The sequence below is a fragment of the Hyalangium sp. genome (assembly GCF_045802625.1).
In the GTDB taxonomy this organism is placed as follows: Bacteria; Myxococcota; Myxococcia; order Myxococcales; family Myxococcaceae; genus Hyalangium.
The window spans coordinates 1-4,658 of record NZ_JBJMQP010000125.1 but is presented as its reverse complement, the minus strand read 5'-3'; the positions used below and the strand labels follow the sequence as shown (position 1 = coordinate 4,658).

Sequence of the window (4,658 nt, the reverse complement as noted above, 5' to 3'; positions counted from 1 at the left end):
GATCTCCTCCACCACACTGATCTTCCCCGCTATCACCTCCATCGCCTCCACCGTCTCCTTCACCGCCTGCCCGCTCTTGCTGGCGTGCTCGGCTCCCTGCACCGCCATCTGCTCCATCTGCCGGCTGTTCTGGCTGGTCTGCTCAATCGTCGCGCTCATCTCCTCCAAGCTCGCCGTCGTCTCCTCCACGCTGCTGGCCTGCTCGCTGGTTCCCTGCGACAGGCTCTGCGACGAGGCCGATACCTGATTGGCCGCCGACGTCAGCGCCACCGCTCCATCCCTCACCTCACTGAGCACTCGTGCCAGCCTCTCCGTCATTCCTTGCATCGCCTTCAGCAGCAGGCCCGTCTCGTCCTCTCCCCTCACTTCGATGCGGACCGTCAGATCTCCTTCGGCGATGCGATTGGCCACTTGCACCGCCTCCGCCAGCGGCCGCGAGATCAGCCAGGCGACGACCGTGCACAACAAGAGCCCCAGCGCGATCCCCACCGCGATCATGGCGCCCACCCAACCTTGAGCCTCCTGCTCGGTGCGCTCGGCCTGCTCCGCGGACTCACGGCTGCTGCGGCGGCTGAAGTCCATCAGCTCGTCCAGCTTGCTGGAGACGTCGCCGTAGAGCCTCGCGGACTCGCCCACGAGGACGTCCTTGGCGCCCTTGTCATCGCTCTGCCGCGATCGCTCGACCAGCCGTGCGTTCTCGACGAGATAGGCCTTCCAGAGCGCGCTGAACTCGTGGAGCAGGCGGCGCTCTGCCTCCTCATCAATGAGCGCTTCGTAGGCCTCCATGTTCTTCTGGATCATGGCCAGCTCGCGCGCCATGTCGCGCTCGTACTGCGCCAACTCCTGCGCGTCGCTGGCGACGACGTGCTTCAGCTCGGCGATGCGGAAGTCCGAGACATTGGTGTGCATGTCCGAGGCTTGAGCGAAGCTCGGCATCCGCGAGTAGGCCAGCTCGTGGGTCACCTCGCGCAGCGCGCTGATCTGCTGGAGGGCGAACAGCCCCAGCCCGGTGGAGAGCGCCAGCACGGCGAGGAAGGACAGGAGCAGCTTCGTGCGAATCTTCAGGTTCTGAAACCAGGTCATTCTACCCCCTGTGAGACGGCTCAGCCGTCTGAGTTGCTCGCGAGCACGACAGGCTGAAAGAGCTTCGTGAGAAGCGCGGAAACATCCAGGATCAGGGCCACCCTCCCGGTGCCGAGGATGGCGGAGCCCGAGACGCCCGAGACGCGCTGAAAGAGCCGGCTCAGCGGCTTGATCACCGTCTGTCCCTGCCCGAGCAGCGTGTCCACGGCGAGCCCCGCCAACCCCCGGCCATGGCGGATGACGACCACGCTCTCCCGGGAGGGAGGCGGCCCCTCGACTCCGAAGTGATCGCGCAGGCGCAGGTAGGGCAGCGGCTGGCCGCGCAGGTTGAGCACGCCGGTGCGCCCCGGCCGCCGCTCCTCCTCCGGCAGCTCCATACACTCCAGCACGCTCTGGAGCGGCAGCACGTAGGTCTCCTCGCCCACGCCCACCGAGAAGCCCTCGATGATGGAGAGCATCAGCGGCAGGCGCATGCTGAAGGTGGTGCCCACTCCCGGCCTGGACTCGATGGAGACGGAGCCCCGCAGGCTCTCGACGCGGCTCTTCACCACGTCCATGCCGATGCCACGGCCCGACAGCTCGGTGACGCGCTCTGCGGTGGAGAGCCCCGGAACGAAGACGAGCTGCCACAGCTCGGCGTCCTCCCGCTCCTCGTTCGGCCCCAGCAGCCCCAGGGCGCGGGCCCGCTCACGGAGGCGCTGCGTGTCCACGCCCGCGCCATCGTCCTCCACCTCGATGACGATGCTGCCGGAGTCGAGGAAGGCCCGCAGCTTCAGGGTCCCGATGTAGTGCTTGCCGCGCTGGCGCCGGACCGAGGGAAGCTCGATGCCATGGTCCACCGCGTTGCGGACCAGATGGGTGAGCGGATCCCGGATGAGCTCGACGATGGTGGTGTCCACCTCCACCTCCTCGCCGCTCACCTCCAGCCGCACCAGCTTGCCCGTGGAGGTACACAGATCGCGCAGCGTCCGCGCGAAGGCCTCGAAGGCTCGCCCAATGGGGACCATCCTCGCCTTCAGCACCAGCTCCTGGAGATCCAGGTAGAGGCGATCCGACTCACGGTGCGCCTCGAGCAGCTCCTGGGACGAGTAGCGCCCCGCGTGCTCCAGCATGGTGGCCAGCCGCCCGCGTGCGATGGCGATCTCCCCGGTGAGATCCAACATCCGATCCAGCCTGTCCAGCCCCACCCTCAGGGTCCGCTCGGGCGCGGGGGACTCCGTGGCCTCCGCGGAGCGCTCGGAGAGGAGGCCCCCGCTCTCGGACGAACCCTCTCGGGCGCCCGCGGGCGCGATCTCCTTCAACTGGCGCAGGAGCTCCGGAACATTCATGCTCACGCGCCCCGCCTCACCGGGAGCGGCGTCGAGCAACAGCCGGAGCGCGTCCACCGCCTGGAGCAGCAGGGTCACCACCGCGGGCGTCACCTCGAGGACGCGCTTGGAGATCCGCGCGAGCACATCCTCGACCGTGTGCGCCACGTCGGAGGCGGCGGGGAAGCCCATCAGCAGCGCGTTCCCCTTGAGGGTGTGGATGATGCGCAGCACGCCCGGGAGCCGCCCGGGCCCCGAGGAGATCTCGAGCGCGAGGAAGTCCCGCTCCAGGCCCGCGAGCAGCTCCACAGCCTCGGAGCGGAACACCGCGCGCACCATCTCCATGTCGGTCTTCACCGAGCGCCTCCCATGGCCTCTCAGCCCCCCCCCAGCGTCTTGGTCCACGCGCTGCCGTCATGGGTGTGAAAGCGGAGCTTGCGCCCGGACCTTCCTCCGAGATCCTCAGCGACGATTGGAATCCCCAGCTCCGCGAGCAGGCCCCGGGCGAGCTCGGCGTTGCGCTGCCCCAGGCTGGGCCGCGCGCCCGGCTGTGGAGGCCCTATCATGAGCCCTCCGCCAAAGATCTTCGCTCGCATGTGCTGTCGCTGACCGCCCAGCCGCTCCAGCTCCCTCAGGAGCATGGGGATGGCCACATCTCCATGGCGGTTGCTGGCCGGCTGCCCATGGGGAGCCGAGGGCAGCAGAAAATGGTTCATCCCTCCCACCTGCTGCTGCTCGTCCCACAAGCACACGGAGACGCACGAGCCGAGGATGGTCGTCACCTCCGTGGGCCGGGCCACGGCCACCACGCCCCCCGGCTCGAGGTAGAGGGCCCGCAGCCCCACGGGCTCGGCCACCGGGGCGGCGGGGATGACGGGAGGGCTCGGTAAGACGGGGGCGGGCTGTCGATCCGAGACCGCGGCCGCGCCCTCCGTGGAGAGGAGATCCAGCAACTGCAGGTCCTCGTCGTCGAGCCCTCGCTTCTGCGGCAGCATCCGAAAGAGCGCGAGCACCCCGCGCACCTGTCTCCCGCTCAGCAGGGGGATGCAGGCGGTCAGCCCGGCCTCGTGGGCGGAGGCGCCAATGGAGCTGGTGCGGCCGAGGACATAAGGCACCCCGTGCTGGGCGACCTGGCCGAGGATCCCCTGGGGCACCCGCAGGGGCTCGAGGCGCTCGGAGGAGAGCCCCATGGACAGGACAGGCACGAAGCGCATCCCGTCTTCTCCCAGCGAGAGCAGCACGTACTCCTCGCAGCCCATCAGCTGGGAGACGATCTCTCCGACCACCGCCAATGCGCCCCCGTGACGGCTGTCCTTCAGTCGTCGGAGGGCGGCAGCCATCCTGGGTCGAAGGACGGGATCGGGTTTGGAGTCAGGCGACATCAATGGCCCAGGAAGCTCTCGATCTTGGCCCTCAGCTCGTTGCCATCAAAGGGCTTGGTCACATAGTCGCTGCACCCACTCTCGTAGCCGCGCTCGACGCTCTCGGAGCCCCCACGGGTGGTGACCAGGATGATGGGGGTGGTGCGAGTGACCTCCTCGGCGCGCAGCCGGCGGCACACCTCGAAGCCGTCCATCCCCGGCATCACCACGTCCATGAGGATGAGCTCGGGGCGCACCGAGAGCGCTGTCTCCACGGCCTCCTGGCCGCTGGAGGCGCTGAGCAGCTCATAGGGTCCATCCTGGAGGAGCAGCCGCTCCATCAACAGGACAGTGGGTGAGTCATCGACAAGCAGGATCTTCTTGGCCATGGCCTCTCGGTGGGCCACCAAGTCTACCAGCACGTGAAAAATTTAGCTGATATGGACGCCCCCTGCCCTACGCGGCGATCTGAGAAGCTGGATTCCTAGAATCGCTTGAACTCGCGGTCTTCTACGGGGCTAGGGGGCGGAGTTGTCGTGCTCTCCCTTGGCAGGGAGCGGGCAGGCCCCCCCGAGAGGAAGGGGCCCCCAGCGGAGTTCGGGCTCAGCACGAAGAAAGACACGAGCTGCTCGAGCGCCAAGGCCTGCGCCGACAACTCCTCCGCCGTCGCAGACAGCTCCTCCGCCGCTGACGCATTGCGCTGTGTCACCTGATCCACCTGCATCATCGCCCGGTTCATGTGCTTCACACCCATCGCCTGCTCTCCGCTGGCGGCCACCACCTCCTGCACCAGCTGCGCCGTCTTCCGGATGGAGGGCACCAGCTCCTCCAGCAGCTCCCCCGAGCGCTGCGCCACCTTCACGCTCCGGCTGGCCAGCCCTCCTATCTCCTGCGCCGCTCCCCGGCT

4 protein-coding genes and 1 pseudogene are annotated in these 4,658 nt (G+C 68.2%); all 5 read right to left on the bottom strand.

Annotated elements, in window-relative coordinates; genetic code table 11:
• The coding region (locus ACJ8AT_RS23825) for a methyl-accepting chemotaxis protein (protein WP_407740128.1) at positions 1–1,083 on the bottom strand (1,083 nt) is incomplete at its 3' end.
• A 20-nt stretch (positions 1,084–1,103) separates the two neighbouring features.
• Positions 1,104–2,747 (bottom strand): chemotaxis protein CheA, encoded by a 1,644-nt coding sequence (locus ACJ8AT_RS23820; protein ID WP_407740127.1) that lies wholly within the window; start codon positions 2,745–2,747, stop codon positions 1,104–1,106.
• 20 nt (positions 2,748–2,767) lie between these two features.
• On the bottom strand, positions 2,768–3,730 hold the full coding sequence (locus tag ACJ8AT_RS23815; RefSeq protein WP_407740126.1) for a GAF domain-containing protein: 963 nt from the start codon (positions 3,728–3,730) through the stop codon (positions 2,768–2,770).
• 41 nt (positions 3,731–3,771) lie between these two features.
• Entirely contained in the window at positions 3,772–4,173 is a 402-nt protein-coding gene (locus ACJ8AT_RS23810) for a PleD family two-component system response regulator (RefSeq protein ID WP_407740125.1), read from the bottom strand.
• Between the two features lie 62 nt (positions 4,174–4,235).
• Positions 4,236–4,658, bottom strand: a pseudogene (locus ACJ8AT_RS23805) (chemotaxis protein); the annotation flags it as partial.

Coding starts and splice junctions, on each gene's coding strand:
- ACJ8AT_RS23815 (WP_407740126.1), bottom strand. CDS start 3,730: ATGGCTGCCGCCCTCCGACGACTGAAGGACAGCCGTCACGGGGGCGCA.